The organism is Leucobacter chromiisoli, assembly GCF_016522505.1.
In the GTDB taxonomy this organism is placed as follows: Bacteria; Actinomycetota; Actinomycetes; order Actinomycetales; family Microbacteriaceae; genus Leucobacter; species Leucobacter chromiisoli.
On record NZ_JAEHOH010000007.1, the window covers coordinates 1 to 19,533 of the forward strand.

At 66.3% G+C, this 19,533-nt stretch carries 22 protein-coding genes and 1 pseudogene; 4 read left to right on the forward strand and 19 right to left on the reverse strand.

The window, feature by feature from the left end:
* The 4 genes and pseudogenes from JD276_RS05765 to trxB form a co-directional block, all read right to left on the reverse strand.
* A partial coding sequence (locus JD276_RS05765) for a metalloregulator ArsR/SmtB family transcription factor (protein WP_200114754.1) occupies positions 1-743 on the reverse strand: 743 nt, incomplete at its 3' end.
* Positions 740-1,828, reverse strand: a complete 1,089-nt coding sequence (gene arsB / locus JD276_RS05770) for an ACR3 family arsenite efflux transporter (protein WP_200114755.1) — start codon at positions 1,826-1,828, stop codon at positions 740-742. The genes arsB and JD276_RS05765, both read right to left, overlap by 4 nt.
* Positions 1,825-2,151, reverse strand: coding sequence for a thioredoxin (trxA, locus tag JD276_RS05775; protein ID WP_010157039.1), 327 nt, complete (start codon positions 2,149-2,151; stop codon positions 1,825-1,827). The genes arsB and trxA overlap by 4 nt, the downstream gene beginning before the upstream one ends.
* Positions 2,148-3,122, reverse strand: a pseudogene (gene trxB / locus JD276_RS05780) (thioredoxin-disulfide reductase). The gene trxA and the pseudogene trxB overlap by 4 nt, the downstream one beginning before the upstream one ends.
* Positions 3,123-3,296: 174 nt before the next feature.
* Here trxB and JD276_RS16310 point away from each other — a divergent pair.
* Entirely contained in the window at positions 3,297-4,313 is a 1,017-nt protein-coding gene (locus tag JD276_RS16310) for a DinB/UmuC family translesion DNA polymerase (RefSeq protein ID WP_017883889.1), read from the forward strand.
* Between the two features lie 39 nt (positions 4,314-4,352).
* Here JD276_RS16310 and JD276_RS05790 read toward each other — a convergent pair whose 3' ends face one another.
* The 8 genes from JD276_RS05790 to JD276_RS05825 form a co-directional block, all read right to left on the reverse strand.
* Positions 4,353-4,712, reverse strand: coding sequence for a TFIIB-type zinc ribbon-containing protein (locus JD276_RS05790; protein ID WP_024356160.1), 360 nt, complete (start codon positions 4,710-4,712; stop codon positions 4,353-4,355).
* A gap of 82 nt (positions 4,713-4,794) precedes the next feature.
* Complete coding sequence (locus JD276_RS05795) at positions 4,795-5,409, reverse strand: vitamin K epoxide reductase family protein (RefSeq protein ID WP_017883891.1); 615 nt, start codon at positions 5,407-5,409, stop codon at positions 4,795-4,797.
* Between the two features lie 101 nt (positions 5,410-5,510).
* On the reverse strand, positions 5,511-6,425 hold the full coding sequence (locus JD276_RS05800) for an IS3 family transposase (protein WP_200114756.1): 915 nt from the start codon (positions 6,423-6,425) through the stop codon (positions 5,511-5,513).
* Positions 6,422-6,736, reverse strand: coding sequence for a transposase (locus JD276_RS05805; protein ID WP_200114757.1), 315 nt, complete (start codon positions 6,734-6,736; stop codon positions 6,422-6,424). Before JD276_RS05805 ends, JD276_RS05800 begins: the two co-directional genes overlap by 4 nt.
* Before the next feature lie 187 nt (positions 6,737-6,923).
* Positions 6,924-8,216, reverse strand: a complete 1,293-nt coding sequence (locus JD276_RS05810; protein WP_200114758.1) for an APC family permease — start codon at positions 8,214-8,216, stop codon at positions 6,924-6,926.
* A gap of 160 nt (positions 8,217-8,376) precedes the next feature.
* Complete coding sequence (locus JD276_RS16405; protein ID WP_200114759.1) at positions 8,377-8,748, reverse strand: IS3 family transposase; 372 nt, start codon at positions 8,746-8,748, stop codon at positions 8,377-8,379.
* 82 nt (positions 8,749-8,830) lie between these two features.
* Positions 8,831-9,889, reverse strand: a complete 1,059-nt coding sequence (locus JD276_RS05820) for a CPBP family intramembrane glutamic endopeptidase (RefSeq protein WP_024356162.1) — start codon at positions 9,887-9,889, stop codon at positions 8,831-8,833.
* Positions 9,890-9,910: 21 nt separating this feature from the next.
* Positions 9,911-10,300, reverse strand: coding sequence for a hypothetical protein (locus JD276_RS05825; RefSeq protein WP_024356163.1), 390 nt, complete (start codon positions 10,298-10,300; stop codon positions 9,911-9,913).
* A gap of 147 nt (positions 10,301-10,447) precedes the next feature.
* Here JD276_RS05825 and JD276_RS05830 point away from each other — a divergent pair, with 147 nt between their 5' ends.
* Positions 10,448-11,056: a DUF5134 domain-containing protein gene (locus JD276_RS05830; RefSeq protein WP_017883894.1), complete on the forward strand. Its 609-nt coding sequence runs from the start codon at positions 10,448-10,450 to the stop codon at positions 11,054-11,056.
* Positions 11,057-11,064: 8 nt separating this feature from the next.
* On the opposite strand, the gene JD276_RS05835 is transcribed toward JD276_RS05830, so the two are convergent.
* The 6 genes from JD276_RS05835 to JD276_RS05860 form a co-directional block, all read right to left on the reverse strand.
* Complete coding sequence (locus tag JD276_RS05835) at positions 11,065-11,880, reverse strand: CPBP family intramembrane glutamic endopeptidase (RefSeq protein ID WP_017883895.1); 816 nt, start codon at positions 11,878-11,880, stop codon at positions 11,065-11,067.
* A gap of 14 nt (positions 11,881-11,894) precedes the next feature.
* On the reverse strand, positions 11,895-14,135 hold the full coding sequence (locus JD276_RS05840; protein ID WP_200114760.1) for a heavy metal translocating P-type ATPase: 2,241 nt from the start codon (positions 14,133-14,135) through the stop codon (positions 11,895-11,897).
* Complete coding sequence (locus tag JD276_RS05845; protein ID WP_200114761.1) at positions 14,132-16,192, reverse strand: cytochrome c oxidase assembly protein; 2,061 nt, start codon at positions 16,190-16,192, stop codon at positions 14,132-14,134. Before JD276_RS05845 ends, JD276_RS05840 begins: the two co-directional genes overlap by 4 nt.
* Positions 16,189-16,422: a heavy-metal-associated domain-containing protein gene (locus tag JD276_RS05850; RefSeq protein WP_200114762.1), complete on the reverse strand. Its 234-nt coding sequence runs from the start codon at positions 16,420-16,422 to the stop codon at positions 16,189-16,191. The genes JD276_RS05845 and JD276_RS05850 overlap by 4 nt, the downstream gene beginning before the upstream one ends.
* A gap of 87 nt (positions 16,423-16,509) precedes the next feature.
* The gene (locus JD276_RS05855) at positions 16,510-17,325 is read right to left on the reverse strand and encodes a M56 family metallopeptidase (protein ID WP_017883899.1); all 816 of its coding nucleotides are present in this window, start codon (positions 17,323-17,325) and stop codon (positions 16,510-16,512) included.
* Between the two features lie 6 nt (positions 17,326-17,331).
* On the reverse strand, positions 17,332-17,709 hold the full coding sequence (locus tag JD276_RS05860; RefSeq protein ID WP_017883900.1) for a BlaI/MecI/CopY family transcriptional regulator: 378 nt from the start codon (positions 17,707-17,709) through the stop codon (positions 17,332-17,334).
* Positions 17,710-17,796: 87 nt separating this feature from the next.
* Here JD276_RS05860 and JD276_RS05865 point away from each other — a divergent pair, with 87 nt between their 5' ends.
* A complete protein-coding gene (locus JD276_RS05865) occupies positions 17,797-18,030 on the forward strand; it encodes a hypothetical protein (RefSeq protein ID WP_017883901.1) in 234 nt (77 codons plus the stop codon).
* A gap of 13 nt (positions 18,031-18,043) precedes the next feature.
* On the opposite strand, the gene JD276_RS05870 is transcribed toward JD276_RS05865, so the two are convergent.
* Positions 18,044-18,424, reverse strand: a complete 381-nt coding sequence (locus JD276_RS05870; protein WP_017883902.1) for an ArsR/SmtB family transcription factor — start codon at positions 18,422-18,424, stop codon at positions 18,044-18,046.
* Between the two features lie 143 nt (positions 18,425-18,567).
* On the opposite strand from JD276_RS05870, the gene JD276_RS05875 reads away from it, so the two are divergent.
* Positions 18,568-19,509, forward strand: a complete 942-nt coding sequence (locus tag JD276_RS05875; protein ID WP_024356167.1) for a cation diffusion facilitator family transporter — start codon at positions 18,568-18,570, stop codon at positions 19,507-19,509.
* Positions 19,510-19,533 lie beyond the last annotated feature (24 nt).

Below are 19,533 nucleotides of genomic sequence, written 5' to 3' on the forward strand. Positions count from 1 at the left end.
TGCGGGTGCAGGTCCGACGCCGGGGTCGAGCCTGCGGAACGGGCGATCACTCGGCCGTCGGCGAGCTGGTTGACGATGGCGGCGGCGAGCTGGGAGCGGCCCGCGTTCTGCACGCACACGAACAGCACCTGCGGCACCCCCGAAGACCGATCCCGGGTGAGGTCGGCGAGGCGCTGGCGGGCGAAGCGCTCGGTCAGCGGGATCATGTGCTGCGTCAGCTTCGCCGACCGCACCAGGCCGGCGTAGGACTCGCGCACGATCGCGATCACGAGGTCCCGGTTCAGCCCGGTGAGCTCGTCCGCGAGCTCTTCGGCGAGGCGGGTCACGCGGGCGTCCATCTGCTGCAGGGCCTCGGCCCGTGCTGCGGCGTCTTCGGGTTCGTCGGTGACGGCCGCGGCGGGAGCGAACGCGTCGAGGAGGGACGCGACGGCGCGCTGCTTGCCCGGCGCGATGCGGTACCAGACCCAGGTGCCGCGCCGCTCGGAGGCCAGCATCCCGGTCTCCTTGAGCACCTTCAGGTGGTGCGAGACCGTCGGCTGGGAGACCTCTGCCAGCTCGGCGAGGTCGCACACGCAGGACTCGCCGCGCGGGTCGGCCGCGATCGCGGAGAGCATCCGCAGCCGCAGCGGGTCCGCCAGCGCCTTCAGCGCACTGGCGACCGTGCTCGCCGCCTCCGCGCCGATTGCGTGGGTCGTCGACGGCGAGCATGCCTCGGCGTCGGGGATGGTGGCAGCGTCGGTCATGACGTCCTCGATTCAGCGGTATACGGATCCGTGCGGAACCAGGCTCTGGCGGCCCAGAGGGAGACGTAGACGAGGCCGACGAGCACAGGGACCTCGATGAGCGGACCCACGACGCCGGCCAGCGCCTGGCCGGAGGCGGCCCCGAAGGTCCCGATGGCGACGGCGATCGCGAGCTCGAAGTTGTTGCCCGCCGCGGTGAACGCCAGCGTCGTCGACCGCGCGTAGCCGAGGCCGATGCCCTTGCCGAGCAGCAGCCCCGCGAACCACATCAGGCCGAAGTAGACCAGCAGCGGCAGCGCGATGCGCGCCACGTCGAGAGGCTTCGCCAGCACCGCGTTGCCCTGCAGTGCGAACAGCAGCACGATCGTGAACAGCAGCCCGTAGAGCGCCCACGGCCCGATCCTCGGGAGGAACTTCTCTTCGTACCAGTCGCGCCCCTTGCGCTTCTCGCCGATGAAGCGGGACGCGAAGCCCGCGATGAGCGGGATCCCGAGGAACACGAGCACGTTCAGCGCGATCTGCCAGACCGAGATCTCCAGTCCCTGTGCGTCCAGGCCCAGCCAGCCCGGCAGCACAGTCAGGTAGAACCAGCCCAGCACCGAGAACATCACGACCTGGAAGACCGAGTTGATCGCGACGAGCACCGCGGTCGCCTCGCGGTCGCCGCAGGCGAGGTCGTTCCAGATCACGACCATAGCGATGCATCGGGCGAGGCCGACGATGATCAGCCCGGTCCGGTACTCGGGCAGGTCCGGCAGGAAGATCCACGCGAGCGCGAACATCACCGCGGGCCCGACGAGCCAGTTCAGCACGAGCGAGGAGACCAGGAGCTTCTTGTCACCCGTGACGGCTGCGACCTTGTCGTAGTGGACCTTCGCGAGCACGGGGTACATCATCACCAGCAGGCCCAGCCCGATCGGGACCGAGATCCCGCCGACCTCCATCGCAGACAGCGCGTCGGAGAGCGCCGGCACGAACCGGCCGAGCACGAGGCCGGCGACCATCGCGAGGCCGATCCAGAGCGGCAGCCACTTGTCGAGGGTGGAGAGCCGTTTCGGGGTGGTGCGGGTCAGGGCGTCGGTCATGCGAGCAGCTCCTCGAGCTTCGCGACGTAGACGGGTTTCGGGTGCGCGCCGATCAGCACGTCGACACGTTCCCCGTTCCGGTAGAAGCCGAGGGTCGGGATCGAGGTCACGCCGGCCGCGGTCACGGTCTCGGGGTTCTGGTCGGCGTCGATCTTCACGATCTTCACCCGGCCCTCGTACTCGCCGGCGAGCTGGTCCAGGATCGGGGCGATCGCCCTGCACGGGCCGCACCAGGTCGCCCAGATGTCGACCACGACGGGCAGCTCGGACTCGAGCACCTCGGCCTGGAAGGTGGCGTCGGTGACGGGGGTGACGGTGCTCATACGGAGACCTCCAGAACAGGCTCGGAAACGGTGGCGGGTGCGAGGTGCGACAGGTAGTGCTGGGCGTCCTGCGCGGCCGCGCAGCCGGTGCCCGCGGCGGTGATCGCCTGCCGATACGTGTGGTCGACGAGATCCCCGGCCGCGAACACCCCGGCCAGATTCGTCCGCGTCGACGGGTGCGCGACCCGCACGTACCCGTCCGCGTCGGTGTCGACCTGCCCAGTCACGAGCTCGGAGCGCGGGTCGTGCCCGATCGCGACGAACACCCCCGTCGCGTCGAGCCTCCGCTCGGCCCCGGTGATCGTGTCGCGCAGCGTGAGCCCGGTGACCTGCTCGTCGCCGAGGATCGCGGCGACCTCGCTGTTCCAGGCGACCTCGATCTTCGGATCGTCCAGCACGCGCTGTGCCATGATTCTCGACGCTCGGAACTCGTCCCGGCGGTGCACGACGGTGACTTTCGATGCGAACCGGGTGAGGAACAGCGCCTCCTCCATCGCGGAATCCCCGCCACCGATCACGGCGATCTCCTTGTCGCGGAAGAAGAACCCGTCGCAGGTCGCGCACCAGGACACTCCGTGCCCCGACAGGCGCTCTTCCTCGGGGAGGCCGAGCTTGCGGTACGCGGAACCCATCGTCAGGATCACCGCCCGCGCCCGGTACGTCATCCCGGCACCCGTCTCGAGGGTCTTCACGTCGCCGTCGAGCTCGAGGCGAATCGCGTCGTCGTAGACGATCCGAGCGCCGAACCGCTCAGCCTGCGCCCGCATCGACTCCATCAGCTCCGGCCCCTGCACGCCATCGACGAAGCCGGGGAAGTTCTCCACCTCGGTCGTCGTCATCAGCGCACCGCCCGCGGTGACCGAGCCCGCGATCACGTTCGGCGCAAGACCCGCGCGGGCCGCGTAGACCGCCGCGGTCTATCCGGCCGGACCGGACCCGACGATGACCAGTTCGACTTCTTGATTCGACATACTTCTATATTGACATCTATCGAATCAGTTCGCGAGCCCATGCCGGCTTTGTCACCGGATGTTCACCTACCGTGCTCAGGCAGGGCTGCCAACGCCCTTCGCGCGTGACCTCCGCATCATCGACGAACAGTGCATGAAAAGTGCACTCTTCAACAATCGGACCTACCAGTAGAGGTGCTCGAGCGCTTCACGCACGAGCTCGACGTGTATTCGATCGACGAGGCGTTCGCCGCGGTGGATCGTCGGACTTCGGCCGATCCCGAGGCCATGTCGGTGCTCGGGCGCACAATCAGAGACGAGGTGCGCCGGCTCGTCGGTGTGCCCGTCTGCGTCGGGATCGCGCCGACCCGCACCCTCGCGAAGCTCGCGAACCGCGCGGCCAAGAAGATCCCGGTCTTCGAAGGGGTGTGCGTGTGGCCGGCGACGCGGGAGGCGTGGCGCGAGCAGCTGATGCGCCGACTGCCGGTCTCGGAGGTCTGGGGGATCGCGCGGCGCCTCGAGCGGCGGCTCGCAGGGTACGGCATCACCTCCGTGTGGGATCTCGCCACCGCGGATCCTGCGCAGATCCGACGCTGCTTTTCCGTGGTCGTCATGCGTACCGCGCTCGAGCTGCGCGGGGTCGCGTGCATCGGCCCGGAGGAGGATCGCACGGGGAAGAAAGACGAGCTGATCGTGTCGCGTTCCTTCTCAGAGAAGGTGTCCACGATTGAGGGGATGCGGCAGGCGCTCTCGATCTATGCGCAGCAGGCCGCGGCGCGCCTGGTGAAGCACCGGCAGGTGGCGAAGTCGGTGCAGGCGTTCGCCGGCACGAGTCACTGGCACGAGCAGCAGCACTATCCGGCTGTCCGGGTGCCGCTCCCCTATCCGACGGCCGATCCGGTCATGCTGACGCGAGCGGCACATCTGCTGCTCCCGCAGATTCAGGAGGGAACGCGGTATGCGCGGGCCGGGCTCCTGCTTACGGATCTGCACGCGGCTGAGGCGCACCAGGCCCTCGAGTTGTTCAGGCACGTCCACGAGGATGCGAGTATCGCGACGCTCGTGGACGCGGTGCAGAAGAAGGCCGGCCGAGAGGTGCTCGGGCTCGGCTATGGCGGTCTCCGGCCCGGCCCGGCCTGGCAGATGAAGCGTGGACTGCTGACGCCCAGGGCGACAACTCATTGGGACGAGCTCATGATCGTCCGGGCGTAGGGCCGACTACCGTCTGCAGCTACGACTGTGCTGAAGCTCTCAGGAGTCGAAGATGTCTCCGAGGAACTCGAAGGGACTCTTCTTTTTGCGGTAGCGGGGGTCGCGTTGGCGATCGTCGGAGTAGCCGCCGCGTCGGTCACCGTGGTGGCCTTCTCGTCGGCGGTCGTCGTGATGACTGTCGCGACGTCGATCGTCGTACCGGGGTGCCTCGTAGTCGTCATAGCGGGGTTCTGCATACTGCGAGCCTGGCGCCGCGTCGCTTTCGGCCTGCATACGCTCGAGGATCTTGTCTAGCTCGCCCCGGTCGAGCCAGATGCCCCGGCACTGCGGGCAGTAGTCGACTTCGACTCCCTGTCGCTCGCTCATCAACAGGGTGGTTCCATCGCTGGGGCAGTTCATGATGTCAGCGTAAAGCAGCCGGGTCGCTCCCTGGCTGTGAAGTTGACTGCCGCAGCCTGGGAGTTCGTCGCGCGTTGCCGAGTCAGAGTCGGAACTCCAAGAGCCAGTCGACGGCGAGCTGCGCGACGGTGGCGACAATGACGAAGTGGAGGAGGATCGCGACCCATGCCCAGGACGCGAATCCTTTGAGCGCGCGCATGGCGGAGTCGCCCGGGAGGAGGAGGCCGTCGGCGCCGGCTTTCGCGACGGTGACCCACCAGAGCGGGATCATGGCCGTCCAGACGACCATGCACCAGGGGCAGAGGGTGCCGAGAGAGTAGAAGCTCTGGTACTGCAGCCAGGTGATGAAGACGATGCCTCCGAGGAGGCCGAGGCAGTAGAGCCGCCAAAACCATTGGGCGAAGTGTGCTCCGGCGAGGATCGCGGCCCCGACGAGGATCGGCGCGGTGAAGGCGGTGACGCCGATGATGGTGTTGGAGAACCCGAAGAGGGAACCCTGCCAGGAGTCCATGTTCGGCCCGCAGGTGACGAGCTTCGAGATGTTGCAGTTGGGCGCGTGGGTGGGTTCCTGCAGGGTCTTGATGTACTCGGTGAGCAGTTCGAAGGAGGCGAACCAGCCGACGATGCCGGCCACGATCGAGAACCAGGCGAAGCCGATGCGTCGTCGGCGTAGCGGTGTCTCAGCGCTCGTGGTCATGGTTCGAATCTACACAAGGGGAGGCTGAACGGATGACGGCTGCTCGATACGAATGCAGCGGCCGGGCAGAGGCGCTCTGCATGCGGGATCCTGGGCACGGGTCAGTCGGCCGTCACGTTGACGACGCCTTTCATCTCCGCGTGAATGGAACAGTCGTATTCGTAGCTGCCGGCCTGGTCGAAGACATGGGTGAAGCTGCCCTGTCGCATGAGATCGCTCACGAAGCTCGCATCCTGGGCGACGACATCGTGCTCGTTCTGTCCCTCGAACACCCAGCGCACCGCTTCGCCCTCGGCAACCTCGACCTCGGCTATGTCGTAGGCGTCGAACGAATCCCCGACGGTTCCGGTCGAGGGAACAGCGCCGAGTTCTTGGATACGGTCGGTATAGACCATGGCCGTGTAGTTCGACCCGTGATCAGCATGATGGATGAGCCCATCGAGCCGGCCGCCTGACTGCCATGCCGCCATATCGAGTGCTTGCATCGGCAGAATCTCTGACTTCAGTGACGAAGCAACGTTCCAACCCACGATCCTGCGCGAGTACACATCCGTGACGAACGCGACATACGCGAACCCGGACCAAGTAGCGACGTAGGTCACATCGCACACCCAGAGCTTGCGCGGCCCATCAGCGACGAATCTCCGGTTCACGAGATCAGCAGGCAATGCCAGCGCCTTGTCCGGGCGCGTGGTGAATACCCGCTTCGATTTTCGCACCCCGCGCACACCGGTGAGCCGCATCAGACGCTCGGTCTGGTCGCGGCCGATCTCCCACCCCTCACGCTTGAGTAGGGCGTGCATCTTCCGTCGCCCGTACACGTTGTAATGCTTCGCGTGGAGGCGCTGGATCTCGGACACGAGCAACTTGTCACGGAGCTGTCTCACCGAGGTCGGCCGCGACTTGGCTGCCCGGTAACCACGCGAGGTGAGAAACCCACGAACTGCCGTCCTGAGCGTACGGCAGAGGAACTCGACCCCGAAACGATCACGATGCTCGTCGATGAACTGGATCATTTCGTTCGTGGCCGGTCGAGTTCCTTCGCGAAAAACACGCTCGCAGCTTTAAGAACCTCGTTGGCCTTCTTCAGCTCGGCGTTCTCGCGTCGCAGACGTCGGTTCTCTTCGGCCATATCGCTCGTGACGCCGGGTCTCACGCCGGTATCGATGTCGTAGCGGCGCTGCCACACTCTCAGCGTCTCCGGGCTCACTCCAAGGAGGCCGCCGACGTGTCGGCAAGCGGCGGTCAGCGATTCAAATTCGGGGCGGGCCTCGGCAAGCATGCGGAGCGCACGCTGACGAAGTTCGGGGTCGTATTTGCTTGGCATCGTAGTTCCATCCTTATATACAGATCGGAACTAAACCCAGGCCAATTCACGGATAGCTATTGGGTCGAGCTACAGGCACCGCAACGTTGAAGGTGAAGACGAAATCCGTAATTGGATCAGTGCTCTGGGAACCGAGACAGCACGAGGCTCCGACATCGGCGAGGCCTCAGAGTTAGGACTCCCGGCTCTAATTCGTCTCCTCTTTTGCTCTCACCCGCATAACGATCACCTGGCCGACGATAACGGCTGTCGCAACCGCTGCAGCGACAATTACGGTTTGAAGATCGCTTTGCACTTTAAGAATCGTGAAGGAAATCAGAATCGAGAAGTTGAGCAATATTGTGAGAAGCGGTGCCCACGGCTTTGCCTTGATTTTTGTCCGGAGGTGCCGAATCACGCCCCATTGCACCGCGATGTCCATTGCGAGGTAGAGGAACGCTCCCATCGATGCGATCTGAGTGAGGTCCAGGAAGGCTGTGGCGATAATCGCGAGCCCAGCCGTGATGATCAGCGGCTGTTGCGGGACGCGCGCAGGCAGTGACGGCGTCTGGCGCATGTCTTGGAGCATTCCGTAGAGGCGTGATACCGAATACAGACTGGCCAGCAGCCCGGACAGTGTGGCGACAACGGCGATCGCCACCGTGATTCCGATACCCCACGAGCCAAAGAGCGGTTCGGCTGCCGCAGCCAACGCATAATCACGCGCTTTTACCGCGCCTGCGGCCCCAATACTGGACTCTACCGAGACGGTGATCAGCATGTAGAGGACCGTGCAGACCGCCAGGGAAATGACGATCGAGCGCGCAATGTTCTTTTTCGCGTCCTGAATGTCGTCACCTTGGTTGGTTATGGTGGTGAACCCTTTGTAGGCGAGCACACACAGGACCGTTCCGGCGAGCAGTCCGACGATATCGGGGGCCTCGCCTGAGCTTTGGGCGAAGAGTCCGGATCCTGATGCGACAGCACCGACGAGTCCCGCTATAGCGAGCAGTGCGATGCCCACGATCTTGATGATCGCAGTCGTGGTCGCGGATCCTTCAACGAGCTTATTACCGAGCAAGTTCACGATGGCTGCTGCCACGATCGCAAGCACGCCCAGGAGGGGGACGAGAATTGCAGAGTCTTGTAGGCCAAATGGGCGCAGCAGGTAAGTTCCGAAGGTGCGGGCGAGGAGACTTTCCGCGACCACCATTGAGACGTACATGAACAGGGTAAACGATCCCGCAGCGACCCCCGGTCCGTACGCATCTTTCAGTAGCATCGCAATACCACCCGCAGAGGGGTTCACGCTTGAATATCGCGTGTACGAGTAGGCGCTGACACCGGCGACAATCGCGCCGAGCAGAAACGCGAGCGGAAACCAGTCTCCGGCGAAGCCCGCGACCTGCCCGACGAGCGCAAAGATTCCCGCCCCGATCATCACTCCGGTGCCGAGCGAAACGGACCCGACGAGTGAAATCCTGCCCTTCGTTGCGACCATGTGAACCCCTCGCTCCTTCTCGTTCAATTTCGGTTTTCACGCCATGCTTACTAAGCAGGGAGCAGTACTTTGCACTTCCCCACGTTCTAGTTTGAAGTGCAACATCAGGGTGTGGGGATGGGTTGAATTGGCCTGGTTTGAGTTCCGACCGGTTTTCCTGTCAGCCGGTTGGTGACAGAAGCGTCTCGGTCTCAGCGTAGTATGCCTGCTCGACTTCGGCCGGGGTGCGCATGTCGAGTTCCCCGTGAAGTCGTTCATGGTTCCACCACCACACGTACTTAAGGGTCGCGAGCTCGACCTGCTCAACGGTCCGCCATGGCCCTTGCTGACGAATAAGCTCGGTCTTGTAGAGATTGTTGACCGCCTCAGCCATCGCGTCGTAGGCCCGTACCGTGACGGCGGGGGCGGCGTCCTCGGCAGAGGGGGTGACCTCGGGCTTCGTGGCGGCACAGGCGGCGAGTCCTCCGAGCAGGCCGACTGTTAGGACGGCTCCGAGGGCGTGCACGAGGATGCGGCGAGTGTCGGCGTCCATGGTGTCTCTCTTACTCTCGATTTCTGGGTTAGTGTGGGCGTGCGACGCGGGACTGCTCTCCCGGTGTCGACTCGGCGGCGCTCTACCGGGTTCCCCGCTCCTTCGGCGCGGAGGTGTGCTGGATGAGGTCGATGCGCTGCCGGCCGTACCCGCCCCGTGTGAAGACGCGCAGCGTGAGCCAGGCGAAGAGCGCAAGACCGGCGATCTGGCCGATCAGTCCGGCGGCGCTGCCGTCGCCTGTGGTCTGCGCGGTTTCCCCGGTGAGGCCCGACGCCATGATGCCGAAAGCGACGTAGTTGTTGACGACGTGGATCGCGATCGCTGCCTCGAGGCCGCCGGTGCGCCAGGTGAGCCAGGCGGATACTGCGCCAAGCAACCCGACGGCGAGGAGTCCCCAGATGTCGTAGATGTGGAGGGACGCGAAGCCGATCGAGGGGATCAGGATCGCGAACCAGGGGTTTCTGAGCCAGGCTCCCAGCACCTGCATGAAGAGTCCCCGGAAGACGATCTCTTCGGCAGTGGATTGCAGCGGCACCAGGAGCAGCACGAGCAGCATCGATAGCAGCGCGGCGCGTGCATCGAAGGCAGTCTCGTTCGCAGCCGCTGCAGGGTCGGTGGCGGGCTCGAGGAGCACGCCTGCGGCGATACCGACGAGGTTCATCACGGCGATCGCGAGCACGGAGATGACGAACAGTCGCCCGAGCAGCCCCCAGCGCATGCGGGCCGCGACTGACCAGATCAGGCCGATGGGCCGCATGCCGAGGACGAGCATCGCGAGCAGCACCGCCGGGAGCATGATGATGATCGACACCATGCTCACGAGTACCGAGACGGGCCGTTGGGTGTCGAGCGCCGCGGCAGTGCCGGCGGCGACCTGCGCCGGATAGTCGGGATCCGTGAGCAGGAGCACTGGGATGACGGCCACGGTGACTACCACGGTGAGGATGCCGAAGAAGGCCCCTGACAGCAGGAGCAGGGCGAGCGGTTTCCACCATCGGTAGGCGGAGGTGCCGCGCAGCAGGCTGTGGTAGTCGAGCGGTTCGGTCTCCATGATGCGCAGCTGCGGCGGCGTGCCCCGTGCCCAGCCCCAGGACGGCGACACTGCAGACGGCGCGTGGGGCTCGGACTCGGGGCTGGACATGCGGGGAACTGCGGTTGCGGCTCAGGCGGGGGCGTTCGTCGGCTGCTGCGCGCGGTAGCGGCGGGCGCGGACGAAGGAGGCGATGCCGACGGCGAGGAATACGAGGAGCACGACGAAGGTGACGGTGCTCGCGATCACGGCGTTCGGTCGCTCGGCGGTGCCGGCGAAGAGTTCCCCGATCTTCATCACGTTCATCGCGGTGCCGGCGATGCCGAGGAGGGCGATCGCGAGGGCGGCGTGGATCGCGTGGCGGCGGGCTTTCGGCGCGCGTGAGATGACGGCTGCGACGAGGATGAGCACGCCGAGTGCGGAGGGGATGAGTGCGGTCATGCTGCTCGCGTCGGACGCGAAGTAGGCGACGACGCCGGTGGCGGTGAGGATGCCGCCGACGGCGAAGGTGAGTCCGGTCATGGTCAGTATTCCTTTCGCAGACGCCGCAGGGGTTCTGGGCCGCGCCGGGCGCCCGGGATGTCTCCTCCCCTCCCCCGGGTTCGGGGAACCTCGAGGGATGCGGGCCTTGGCCCGTACTCTACATGATGTAGATGTAAGCTCGTGGGTATGCTGGCTTCCCCGTGGAATCTGATTCTCACCGTCGTCTTCGCGTTCACCGGGGTGTACTGCCTCGTGCGCCTCATCGCGCACCGGCCCCCTCCCGGCGCGCGGCGCGGCCCGGTGCTCGAGTCGATGGCGATCCATCTCATGCACCTGGTGATGAGCGCCGGGATGATCGCGATGTGCTGGATGATGTCGATTCCGGCGGCGTCGAACTGGGCGCAGATCGTGGTCTTCACCGTACTTGCGCTCGCCCTAGTGCCGGGGCTCTGGAAGGCGCCGTTGCCGGCCCGCCGCGTCGATCTCGCCGGGCATATCTGGCTCGCTGGCGCGATGGTGTGGATGATCGCGGCGATGCCGCTGCTCATGGCGGACATGGGCGGCGGGGAGCACGGTGGCGGCCACGGAGAGGCCGCTGATGAGGCGATGATGTTGGCGATGACCACCCCGGTGTGGGTGGACGTCGTCAACGTGGTGTTTGTGGCTGGAAGCGCAGCGATCGCACTGTGGTGGGCCTTCCGCGCGGCGACGGTTCGCGGGGATCGGTTGCACGCGCTCTGCCACTGCCTGATGGCGGCGGGGATGACGGCGATGCTGCTGCTCATGAACGGGTAGTCGGCCTGCTATGGCGCGACTTGGAAGAGAGTGGGCCAGAGCAGCAGCGCGAGCGGGTAGCCGACGAAGCTGACGATGTTGAGCAGCCAGTGCGCGACGATGAGCGGCAACGACCTCCCCCAGCGGTGGTAGACCCAGCCGAAGAGGAGCCCCATGACCACGTTGCCGATGAATGCGCCGATGCCCTGGTAGAGGTGGTAGCTGCCGCGCAGCAGTGCGCTTGAGACGATGGTGGAGATCGGGCCGACCCCGAGGCGTCGCATACGGTCGAAGAAGTAGGCGACGACGATGAGTTCCTCGCCGAGAGCTGCACGCAGGGCGGAGAGGATCAGCACGGGCACCGTCCACCAGTAGGCGTCGAGGGCGGTCGGTACGACGTTCGCGTTGATTCCGATGATGCGCGAGAAGAGGTAGAACGCGAGCCCCGGGATCCCGATCGCAGCCGCGAGCACGACACCCCAGCCGGTGTCTGCCAGCCACCACCGGCCGCCCCTGCCGGGGAGCCGTCCGAGGCCGAGGTTTCCCAGGTGCGGGGCCGCTGTGCGCCAGAGCAGATACGCCACGAGCGCGACGGGTGCGAGTTCCCCCACGAAGCCGAGCAGCTGGTAGGCGAGGTCGAAGAGGGGCTGCTCGGCCAGCGGCCGGTTGATGGTGGCGGTCTGGGAGGCGAGCGCGGTCTCCTGGCTGAGGCGGCGCAGGATCGTGATGATCGACTGCACGCCCGCGTAGCCGAAAGACAGTGCGAGCACGATCGCGAGCTCCCAGCGCAGTCGACGCTTCGAGATCGGGGCAACGTCGAAGCGCGCGTATTGGGGTGGTCGCACCTTTGAGAGCCCGTCTATATCCGGCGGCGGTAGTTCTGCAGCCGAAGGCTGTTGAAGACGACGAGCACCGAGGAGAGTGCCATGGCGCCGGCGGCGATGAGGGGATTCAGTAAGCCGGCAGCGGCGATCGGGATCGCGGCGAGGTTGTAGCCGAACGCCCAGCCGAGGTTCACGCGGATGGTGCGAAGGGTGCGACGGGAGAGCTCGATCGCCTCGGGGATCACGGCGAGGTCTTCCCGAACGAGGATGACGTCGGCCGATTTGAGGGCGATGTCGGTGCCGGAGACGACGGCGAGGCCGAGGTCGGCGGCGGCGAGGGCGACGGCGTCGTTGATGCCGTCGCCGACCATCGCGACCCGCTCTCCCGCCGCTTGCAGCTCGCGAATCGCATCGCCTTTCTCGGCGGGCAGCACTTCTGCGGAGACGCGGTCGATGCCGAGGGTGTCGGCGATCTCCTCTGCGGCCGTTCGGGAGTCGCCGGTGAGCAGCACGGTGGTGAGGCCCTGTTGCTGCAGCGCTTGGATTGCAGCACGGGCGTTCGGCTTGATGGTGTCGGCGAGTCCGAAGCGCCCGATCAGGCGTCCTGCCTGGGAGACGAACACGGTCGATTCCGTGGCGTCGGCCTCGGTGAGGTAGACGCGGGCGGCACCGGTCGAGACGCCCTGCTCGTCCAGGTAGGCGAGGCTGCCGATGTGGACGGTGTCGCCGGCGACGGTGCCGGAGGCGCCCCGGCCGGGCACGGCGATGAAGTCTCTGACGGGGTCGAGGTCGGCGATCTGCTGCTTCGCGGCCGCGACGATGGCACGGGCGATGAGGTGCTCCGATCCCTGCTCCACGGAGGCGGCGACGCGTAGCAGCTCGTGCTCGGCGACGCCGGGAACGGTGGCGATGCTGCGCACGGTCATCTCGCCGGTGGTGAGGGTACCGGTCTTGTCGAGCACCACGGTGGTGATCGTGCCGCTCGCCTCGAGCGCGTCCTGCCCCTTCACGAGGATGCCGAGGCTGGCGCCCCGGCCGATGCCGACCATGAGCGCGGTCGGAGTGGCGAGCCCGAGGGCGCATGGGCAGGCAATGATGAGGGTGGAGATCCCGATCCCGAAGGCCTCTTCAAAGGAGCGGCCGGCGAGCATCCACCCAGTGGTGACGAGGATGGCGAGAACGATCACTCCGGGTACGAAGTAGCGGGTGACGCGGTCGACGAGGGTCTGCACGCGGGCTTTGCGGGCCTGGGCTTGTTCGGCGAGGGCGGTCATCTGCGCGAGCTGGGTGTGTGCGCCGACCGAGCTCGTGCGCACTTCGAGGCGGCCGTTGGTGCTGATCGTGCCGCCGATCACCGCATCGCCGCTCGAGGCAGTGACGGGGAGCGGTTCGCCGGTGAGCATGCTGGCGTCGATGTCGGCGCTACCGACGATGATGGTGCCGTCGGCGGGGAGAGTTTCGCCGGGGAGCACGACGAACACGTCGTCGACGCGGAGTTCCGTGGCGGGCCTGATCTCCTCGGTGCCGTCGCGCTGGATGCGGACGTGCGTGGCGGCAAGCTCGCTGAGAGCGCCGAGCACGTCGCCGGCTTTGCGGCGTGAGCGGGTTTCGAAGTAGCGGCCGGCGAGCTGAAAGGTGGTCATGCCGGCGGCGACGTCCAGATAGATGGCGTTTGCCCCCTCGGGAGTGGCGCCGATGCCAAGCCAGTATCCGGCCCCGCTCCCCTCGATACCGAGTAGCAGCGTCACAACCGACCAGCCGAAGGACGCGGCGATGCCGAGGGAGACGAGGGTATCCATGCTGACGTCGCCGTGGCGGAGGTTTCTGAGGGTGGCCTTGTGGAACGGCCAGGCCGCCCAGGTGACGATCGGCACGGCGAGGGCGACGCAGAGCCATTCCCAGCCGGGGAAGCGCCACTCGGGGACGAGGGCGAGCACGATCGTGAGATCCATGAGCGGCACGGTGAGCACGGCGGCGAGGATGAGCCGTCTGCGCAGCGAGGTGATGCGCACTTCGGTAGCGCGCTTTGACCAGGCGTCGTCGGCGTCGTCGTGGATGCGCGCCCCGTAGCCGGCTTTCTCGACGCGCTCGAGTGCTTCGCTCGCGCGAGCGGCGCCGAGGCCAGAGACGATGGCGCGCTCGGTCGCGTAGTTCACGCTCGCGGTGACACCCTCGATCTTGTTCAGGGCGCGCTCGACGCGTCCCGCGCAGGCGGCGCAGGTCATGCCTGAGACGTCGAGCTGCAACGGCTCGACGACGTCGGGGGCGAGGGTCACGACTGGGGCTCCTCTTCGCTCCGGGGCGCGGGTCGTCCAGGGCCTGCGGCTTGCCGTCGATTGGCGAGAGTTTCGAGCATCTTGTTGTAGTCGTCGAACTCCTCATCGCGGCCGGAGTCCAGGTGTCGATCCTTGCGGCGGGCCTCTTTCGCGTCCTGCCGCGACCATTGGATGCCGAGCGCGATGATGACGAGCAGCAGCGGCAGCTCGCCGCCAGCCCAGGCGACGCCGCCGCCGAGGTATTGGGAGGCTTGGAGGTTTGTCCAGGGCAGCCCGAAGTAGAGGTAGAAGTTCTCCGCGATCCACTCGCCATCAGCCATCATCAGGATCACGCCGAAGAACGCGTGGAACGGCATCGCGGCGAGCACGAAGCCGAGCTTGCCGATGTGCGGGAGGGGGCGCGGCGGTCGGTCGACCCCGATTACGAGCCCGTAGAAGAGGTACCCGGCGATGATGAAGTGGACGTTCATGAGCTGGTGCGCCCAGTGGAACCGCATGCCCTCTTCGAAGATCCCGGTGAAGTACAGCCCGTAGTAGGAGCCGACGAAGAGCACGAACACGAACAGCGGGTTGTAGACGAGGCGGAGCGCCTTCCAGTGCAGCATCCAGGTGATCCAGAGGTGCAGGCCTGCTGGTCTGGTGGGGTCTGCGCGGGTCGCCCGCAGCAGCAGGGTGATGATGCCGCCCATCACCAGGAGGATCGGGGCGAGCATGTTCAGGCTCATGTGCACGATCATGTGCGTGCCGAAGTCGGGGGCGGAGTACTTGCCGAAGCCCGAGCTCGTGGCGAAGACGATGACGCACCACCCGCCGATCCAGGAGACCGTGCGGCCGATCGGCCACCGGTCGCCGCGCGTGCATAGCACGCGCACCGCCCAGAGGTAGGCGGCGATGGCGGCGATCGCGAGCACGATGAAGAGGAGATTGGGCCGCCAGTGCGTCAACCACACGAGCATCGAGGGTGCCTCGTCGACGTCGAAGCCGAGGAACACCTGGGAGATGCTGGTGGGCTGGAAGTAGTGGGGTGGCGGGATCCTCGTCATCGCCGCGGTGATCCCGATCCATCCGGTGATCGCTAGGGTCGCGATGGCGGGCGGCAGGGCAGCGGGCTGTGCCGGGTTTGCGCGCTGGGCCGCGCGCCAGCCGAGCAGGGCGACGGTGAGGAGTGCCAGGCATGCCCAGCGTGCGAGGATCTGCCAGCCCGTCTCGGACTCGAGGAGGCTCGATCCGGCAAGCTTGAACCAGGTCAGAACGAGGTCGGTGGCGATGATGAGCGCAATGCCCGCGAGCACGAAGCTGGTGAGGCGGGTGACGATGACCGGGTCGAGGGTGCGGCCGCTCGCGGCGCGGATGGCGGCGATGAGGATGACGCCGAAGACTGCTCCGGTGGCGAGGGTTTGATAGGTGCCGGCGTCGCTGCCGAGGTCGTGATTCGGGCCGACGAGGATCTGCCCGACGACCACGGGGGCGAGGATGCCGAAGCAGGTCACCCAGAGCGGGATGAGGAGTCCTGTCCACCGGGTGACGAACTGGCAGACGAGTGAGGTGATGACGGCGGCGACCAGCGACACCGTCCAGGCTCGCGGGAAGGCGCTCGTCTCGTAGAGGAAGGCGAATGCGCCCGGCTCCGTGAGACGCGCGAGGGGCATGCCGCTGCTGTCGAGCGATTCGAAGACCACCATGCCTGCCGACACCATCGCCCAGGCGACCGAGGCGATACGCAGCAGGGCGAGTTCGAGGCATGGCTCGATCCGTTTGGCCTGTTTGCCGCGAGCGTCACGGAAGAACAGGAGGTACAGCAGGGCGCCGAGGGTGAGCATGGCGGCGAGATCGCCGAGTCCCTGCCCGAGCGCGGTCGGCACGGCGACGTCGAAGCCAGGGAAGGTGAGGTAGATCTGTTCATAGGCGGCCGGCCCGATGCGGAGCGTGGCGACGATCGGGGGGACGATGATCGCAAGGAGACCGAATGCCGCGATCGCCAGAGCGACGGCGGTGCGACGTGGCGAGCGCTCCCGTGAGGCCTGAGCGGGCGTGGTCGTGGCCGCGCTGCTGCTCATCGTGCCCGCTCGCGGATGGCGGTGAGTTCGAAGCCGGCCTCGCTGACGGCCTGCGTGAGGGCGTTGGTGCTGAGGGGGTGGGCGACGTCGAGGATCACCCGGCCGGAGGTCACGTCGACGTCGACGTTCTCGACGCTGCTGAGCGCGCTGAGCACCGTGGTCAACGTCTGAGCGCAGTGGCTGCAGGTCATGCCGTTGACGGTGAGCTCCTGCTTGCTGGTCACGTCCATCGCCGTCGTCCTCTCCTCGGGATACTCGCTTAAGACTACAAGATGTAGACGTACGCGAGCTTGGCGCGGGCAGCCGGCGCGACGAGGTCAGCGCAACTGTGCGGCGGCGTGCAGGCCCTGCGGGATGCGGCGTCGCTGCGGGGTAGGCCAGCGTTTCCGGGTGAGGCGCTCGGCTCGGAGGGTCATGCCGACATCGTGCGTCGCGGCTGCGAGGACGATGAGTGCATTCGCGAGGTGTGCGGCCCCGACTTGACGGGCGGCGGCATCGTCGGCAGCGAGCTCAATCTGCAGGCGGGTGGCGCGTTCGAGCGCTCGGCTGGCTCGGGTACCCGGCAGGACGAGCGTGTTGAGCTGGGCAATGCGGATGGCGAGTCCGTGCTGGTGGCGCAGATGGGCGAACTCGTGGGCGAGCACGGCTTGCAACTGCGGCGGGGTGAGGAGCTGCTCCATGGCTGAGGAGACGAAGATCTCGGGACGTCTGCCGGGGACAGCATAGGCTTCGGGCGTCTCCGAGTGGAAGCGGACGAGGGTGAATCCGATGTGCTCGTCTCTCGCATAGGCGACAGCGTGGGAGTGGGAGGCCGGGCGCAGGGACTGCAGCGAGCCGGCGAAGGTGAAGGCGAAGACGAGGAAGACGCCGGAGATCCCGGCGGCGACCCAGATCACCGCTGATACGGTCACGCTGGTGGTGTGCGGGATGGTGTGCCGCAGCGACTCGACCGCGACGATGCCGAGGGCGATGCCGGCGAGGGCGGTCGCGATGCCCACGCCGAACGACCCGAACCAGACCGTCAGCGCGGCTCTCGGGTGGAAGAGGTGCCAGCGTCCTGCGGTGAGCACGCGCGGGCAGAGTACGGCGAGCGCGAGGGCCGTGCCCAGGAGAACTAGGGCAAGGAGCAGCACGGTCGGTTATCCTTCGGGCTTCGCCTCGCCGAAGGCGTCCATGAGCGCGGCGACGTCGTCTTCGGCGAGATTCCCGGCGAAGGCGAGCAGGGCGGCCCGCCGGTCGGCGGCCTGCTCGAGCGCGGAGGTCATCGTCTCGCTCGCCTCCTTCTCACTTGATCGCAGCGGTCGGAAGCTGATCTTCCGGGGCGAGTCGCCGATCCGTTCGACGCGGCCTTTCCCTTCCAAGCGGGTAAGTGCCGTCATGAGCGTCGTGTAGGCCGGCACGGGTTCGCTGAACATGGTCTGCAGTTCGCGCGCGCTCACGGCGCGCTCCTGTTCGTGGAGTCGTTGCATGACCTCGTCTTCGAGACCGCCCCATTCGCGTTTGCGCACCCCGGCCATGTCGTACCCTCCTCGTCGATGATTTTTACTCTACATCTCGTCGAGTTATTGCATTGTTCTCACAGCATGCAACAGTAGCCTCTGCGCATGGAGAACTGGTGGGCGAACGCGCTCTGGTCGCTCACCCCGTCGGTGATCATCGGCGCCTTCTTCTGGTTCGTGATCCGCGCGATCTCTCGGGCCGATCGCACGGAGCGCCGGGTCTATAAGCAGATCGAGGCCGAGGAGCGCGCGAAAGCTGGTCTCCCGCCGAAACAGCAGCCTCCCGCGCAGTCGCCGGCGGCTGCCGAGCCCGCGCCTGTCGAAGAGACGCCGGAGTGAGCACGCTGGCCGGTCAGTCAGCGGTGATGCCCTCATGATGCATGGGGCACAAGCGGACGGCGTCCCCGGTGAGAGCTAGCATCTTCTCGGCTGCTGCGAGGATCGCAACGACGGCGTCGGGATGCGCGAGCGAGTACATCGAGGCCCGCCCCTCGGCTCGCGAGACGACCATGCCGGTGTCTTTCAAGCAGGCGAGATGCTTGGAGACGGTGCTCTGGGAGAGACCGAGGTGCTTCACCAGGTCGACCACGCGGTGCTCCCCGAGTTGCAGATGCTGCAGGATCACCAGTCGGGAAGGATCGCCGAGGCTATGGAAGAGGGCTGCCGCAGAGGTCAGCGCCTCGGCTTCGGCAATCGTCGGCAGCTCATGAGAACGTTCGGCTTGCATCGTCATATCACGATGTTATCTCCGAATCGGCAATCACTCTAGGTCGGAGGCAGCCGCGACTTATTGGCGAAAGATAACATCGCCAAACGACGATGTTATCTATATAGTGAAGTGTATTGACCAGTACCGAATGAGAACGGAGATCTCGAATGGGCGCAGGACATGATCACGGCCCGGGCGTGGCCGAGGCGGGACAGCCCGGCGACTATCGCCGTAAGCTCTGGATCGCCTTCGGCATCACCGCAACGATCGTCGTCGCGCAGGCCGTGGGTTCCGTCGTCACCGGAAGCCTCGCACTGCTCACTGACACCGCGCATGCCATCACCGACGCCTCGGGGCTGCTGGTCGCGCTGATCGCGGCGACACTGATGCTGCGGCCGGCGACGTCGACGCGCACCTGGGGGTTCCGCCGGATCGAGGTGATCGCCGCGCTCGGGCAGGCGACGCTACTGCTCGTGGTCGGCTTTTACACCGCCATCGAGGGCATCCGGCGCCTATTCGAACCGCCGGAGGTGCCTGCGACCGAGCTGCTGGTCTTCGGTATCGTCGGCCTCGCCGCGAACATCACCGCCATCCTCATTCTCTCCTCGAGCCGAGGCGCAAACTTCAATATGCGCGCCGCATTCCTCGAGGTGCTCAACGACGCGCTCGGCTCCCTGGGCGTGATCGTCGCCGCCATCGTGATCGCCACCACGGGCTTCCAGCGCGCCGACGCCCTCGCCGGCCTCTTCATCGCCGCGCTCATCGTGCCCCGCGCCTTCAAGCTGATGCGCGAGACGACGAGCGTGCTCATGGAGTTCACCCCCAAGGGCCTCAATCTCGACGAGGTGCGTGCGCACATCCTCGAGCTCGAGCACGTCAAGGATGTGCACGACCTGCACGCTTCGACGGTCGCGACCGGTCTGCCGACGATCACCGCGCATGTCGTCGTCGAGGATGAATGCTTCACCGACGGGCATGCTGCCGAAGTGCTCCATGCGGTGAAGGAGTGCGTAGCGGAGCACTTCGAGGTGTCGGTCAACCACTCGACCTTCCAGATCGAGACGGCGCACATCAGCGACGACGAGCCGGTGGGCGTCAAGCACCCATGAGCGAGTGGCGCGGGATCGGCGGCG